This window comes from Microcoleus sp. S13_C5 (assembly GCF_036700845.1).
Classification (GTDB): Bacteria; Cyanobacteriota; Cyanobacteriia; order Cyanobacteriales; family Microcoleaceae; genus Microcoleus.
The window spans coordinates 1-3,550 of the sequence record NZ_JAUBPR010000235.1 but is presented as its reverse complement, the minus strand read 5'-3'; the positions used below and the strand labels follow the sequence as shown (position 1 = coordinate 3,550).

The window sequence follows — 3,550 nt, the reverse complement described above, 5'->3', positions numbered from 1 at the left end:
CTTCTTTGAACACAACTTGATATTTTTTATTATATCATATTAGTTGTTTGTGTAATTAATTTTGTTTGACTACTTACCACTCGAAATCCAGGGGGAAAAGTTGACATTTCCATCTCACGGGCGAGATCCTGTAAAATCTCGCGGGATAATATGCCTAATTCGGTGTTCGATTCGAGCCAATTAACTAATGTTTAGGTAGACATCGCTTAGCGCCGGCGAAAGCCGAATCGTGGTAGTTGTTGTAGTATATTTCCTGGTACTACATCAATATTAACGGCAACCATAGCACCTTCCGGTTCAAATTTGATAGACAGGTTTAGTTCAACTGGGTTATTAAGCTGTTGCACCCTTTTCAAAGTTCGTCTCATTTTCAATCGCTGCCACAAATTGCGAAATCTGTTCGGTAGATATGATGTGATAAACACTTTTGCCACTTCGCGCCCGATCAATATATTCGCGATATCTTGGAGTCAAATATTTGTGACACAACCAAAGCACGCGGTAACCGATCGTCGAACCCTTGAATATTGGACTATTTTCTTGCCAGCCTTCGGGCGGATTAAAGTAACCCGAGATCATTCATTTAGTCATCAACCAGAAATGCACGTATAGCGGTAGATCGACATAAACCAGAGTATCCGCCTCATCAAGTCGCAGCCAGACGGTTTCCATGCAACCAAACCCGTCAATAATCCATCTGTCAGTCTGCCAAATTTCCTGATGGGCGCGCTTGTAGTCTTCCTGTGACACCTGAACGCCGCCCGATCGATATTTAATCTTGTCCAAGACGTAAAGCGACAACCCAGTGATGTAGGATAATCTCTTGCTGAGAGTTGATTTACCGCCTCCAGCATTGCCAAATACTCCTACTTTTTTCACAGCCACTCTCCTTTTAGCGTTACCGAAATTAATAGGATACAAGGCCCATTCTTAACTTGGCCGCTGTTCTATACTACCATAATTACTTCAGTTGACAGTTGACAGTTGATAGCGACATCTACCTGGAAGGAAGAGGATTGGAGTAATGAATAGTTTTCTTTTAATTTCTCCCTATCGGGGAGAGGCTTTAAACCAATTCTTTCTGGTAAAATTTTTCCACGTCAATGATAGTTTTAGAGTTTAAGGCTAAGGCAAAAACAACTCTATACGCTGCAGACGAAGCGATTAAAACCGCTCAGTTTGTCCGCCACAAATGTGTCCGTTTTTGGATGGGCAACCGAGGTGTGGAACAAAAAGATATGTATCGTCACAATACAGCGTTGAGAGCCGAATATCCCTTGGTCAAAGCCTTAAACTCTCATGCTTGTCAAGTTGCAGCTCTTAGGGCATATATAGGGCAAAAAAGTGTGAGTAAGGTGCTAGGGCGAGCGATTGCTTTCTTACCCATTACCGGACGTACCTCACTGCCATTGAGAAGGGTTATAATTAGGTTCAAGTTAGTCGTGTTTTATATATTTCGCACTGCCCCCCCTGCGATCGCCGTTAAAATAGCCACGCCAAATGCCAGCCGATACCACACAAATACCCAGGTGTTTTGAGTTTGCAGGAACTTCATCAGCCACGCGATCGACAAATAAGAAAACACCAATGCCGAAATCGTTCCCACTATCAAAGCTGCAACTCCAGCATCGCCGATTCCTTCTCCTAAAGCACCCTTCAATTCCACTAATCCAGCCAGAGTAATTGCCGGAATTCCCAATAAAAAAGAAAACCGCGCGGCGGCAGGTCTTTCCAATCCTATAAACAATCCTGCAGTGAGAGTGGAACCCGATCGCGAACACCCCGGAATCAATGCCATTGCTTGAGCTAATCCCATCAAAATACCGTCTTGAACAGTTAACTTTTCATAAGTGCGATTGCGCTTGCCAATTTTTTCTGCTATTGCTAACAGCAGCGACATGACGATCGAAGCAATGGCGATGCTGGCTAAACTTCTTAGCGGGGACTTGTCAAAATCGGGAACCAATATCTTGATTAGCAGCCCAAAAAAGACTACAGGTATTGTTCCCAAAGCAATTCCCAAGGCGATCCGAAACTCTTGCGATTCGTAGTCGCGTCGCATCACGGCATCTACAGCACCCAAAGTTATAGTTGTCAAGTCTTTCCAGAAATACCAAAGCACTGCCACAATACTGCCCAACTGAATTACAGCAGTATAGGCAACCCCCGGATCGCCCCATCCAAGGGCGATCGGCACTACCTTCAAATGAGCGCTGCTGCTGATGGGCAAAAACTCGGTTAGTCCTTGTACAATTCCTAAAACAATCGCCTGCAACAGATTGATTTGAGTGGGCCCGGAAACATCAGCAGCGGGCGTTTGGGCCAGGAGTGTGTCAAGCAAAGCTATCATTAGTTGTGAATTCCCAGTTGTCAGTTTCTAGTTATCAATTGGATTTAAGATTTTGCACCTTTCTGGGAAGCTAGAAGTCCATCCCACAAATAAATTTTATTGTGGCGCGGACACTTCCAGCCCGCCCCTGAAAAGCCGATCGCATATAGTGCTCTTCGGTCAGTAGAATTGCCTTGTCGATCGCCACTATCAGCAATTTTATGATAGTCGAGCCGAAACTACTTTAACCTACTCACCAACATTTGCCTACATTTTGCTGATAAACTTAGGAAAGTTTTTGCATCTGATTTCGCTTTCCTTACAGCAACGGCCTACACCCTATGATATTTCCTGAGAACAAAAATTCAATTGTTACTCCTGCTTCTGGCCTGGGCTTGCTGAGGCGAATCTTGTCAGCTAGTCTTTTAACAGTGGCGATCGCACTTAGCTTGATACTGCTAAGCGGAACGGCCCCAGCCTTGGCAACTCTCACCGACGATCGCTTTGACGGTACAATATTTGCCCTCTACGCCGGCAACGGTTCCCTAGTTCCTCCTAAAGTCAAGCTTACAGATTCTTTCAAACGCCATAAACCCGTATTGTTAGTGTTTTACACTGACGACAGCAGCGACTCCAAGCAATACGCGATCGTCGTCTCTCAACTCCAGGAATTTTACGGCCGCGAAGCCGATTTTATGCCGATAACAGTTGATTCTTTGCCTCCGCAACCGTCACCAGAAATCACCGAGCCGAGCCATTATTACGAAGGTTTCGTACCTCAAACTCTTATCCTCGACCAATCGGGAAAGGTAGTTTTTAACGACAAAGGACAAATACCCTTTGAACAGGTAGATGATGCTTTTCGGAAAGTATTTGACTTGCTGCCCCGAGAAAAATCAATTCCGCTAAAACGCCGCGTGGTGAACGAATTTAATGTTGAATTGTCGAAGTAAAATGTTTCAAGAAGTAAGCTAATTTCAACAAATGAAATACTTCCGAAACCAGACTTGTTCTAGAAGTCTGGTTTCGATTAGCTATCAAAGCAATTCAGTATCAAAAATGAAGTCGGAAATCAAAATTTTATTAATCGCGGTTGTGACGGTATTTTTAGTTTTAAAAACTGCCGAAGTTGGGCGATCGATAATGGGAGCGTGTCACTTTTGCGATGAGTATAAATACTCATGAACCCCACCATGACTTTTTTACCGATCATCAGTATAA

General features: G+C 44.0%; 4 protein-coding genes. 1 reads left to right on the top strand and 3 read right to left on the bottom strand.

Features of this window, described 5'->3' with window-relative positions; all coding sequences use genetic code 11:
- Nucleotides 1-333 precede the first annotated feature (333 nt).
- The 3 genes from QUA04_RS29030 to QUA04_RS29020 all read right to left on the bottom strand — a co-directional run bounded on the left by QUA04_RS29030 (nucleotide 334) and on the right by QUA04_RS29020 (nucleotide 2,350).
- Complete coding sequence (locus QUA04_RS29030) at nucleotides 334-579, bottom strand: hypothetical protein (RefSeq protein WP_333264086.1); 246 nt, start codon at nucleotides 577-579, stop codon at nucleotides 334-336.
- Nucleotides 580-879: a hypothetical protein gene (locus QUA04_RS29025; protein ID WP_333264083.1), complete on the bottom strand. Its 300-nt coding sequence runs from the start codon at nucleotides 877-879 to the stop codon at nucleotides 580-582.
- A gap of 568 nt (nucleotides 880-1,447) precedes the next feature.
- Nucleotides 1,448-2,350: an undecaprenyl-diphosphate phosphatase gene (locus QUA04_RS29020; protein WP_333264080.1), complete on the bottom strand. Its 903-nt coding sequence runs from the start codon at nucleotides 2,348-2,350 to the stop codon at nucleotides 1,448-1,450.
- A gap of 320 nt (nucleotides 2,351-2,670) precedes the next feature.
- Between QUA04_RS29020 and QUA04_RS29015 the strand changes: the two genes are divergently transcribed.
- Complete coding sequence (locus tag QUA04_RS29015) at nucleotides 2,671-3,282, top strand: thylakoid membrane photosystem I accumulation factor (RefSeq protein WP_333264077.1); 612 nt, start codon at nucleotides 2,671-2,673, stop codon at nucleotides 3,280-3,282.
- Nucleotides 3,283-3,550: the final 268 nt, after the last annotated feature.

Coding starts and splice junctions, on each gene's coding strand:
- QUA04_RS29015 (WP_333264077.1), top strand. CDS start 2,671: ATGATATTTCCTGAGAACAAAAATTCAATTGTTACTCCTGCTTCTGGC.
- QUA04_RS29020 (WP_333264080.1), bottom strand. CDS start 2,350: ATGATAGCTTTGCTTGACACACTCCTGGCCCAAACGCCCGCTGCTGAT.
- QUA04_RS29030 (WP_333264086.1), bottom strand. CDS start 579: ATGATCTCGGGTTACTTTAATCCGCCCGAAGGCTGGCAAGAAAATAGT.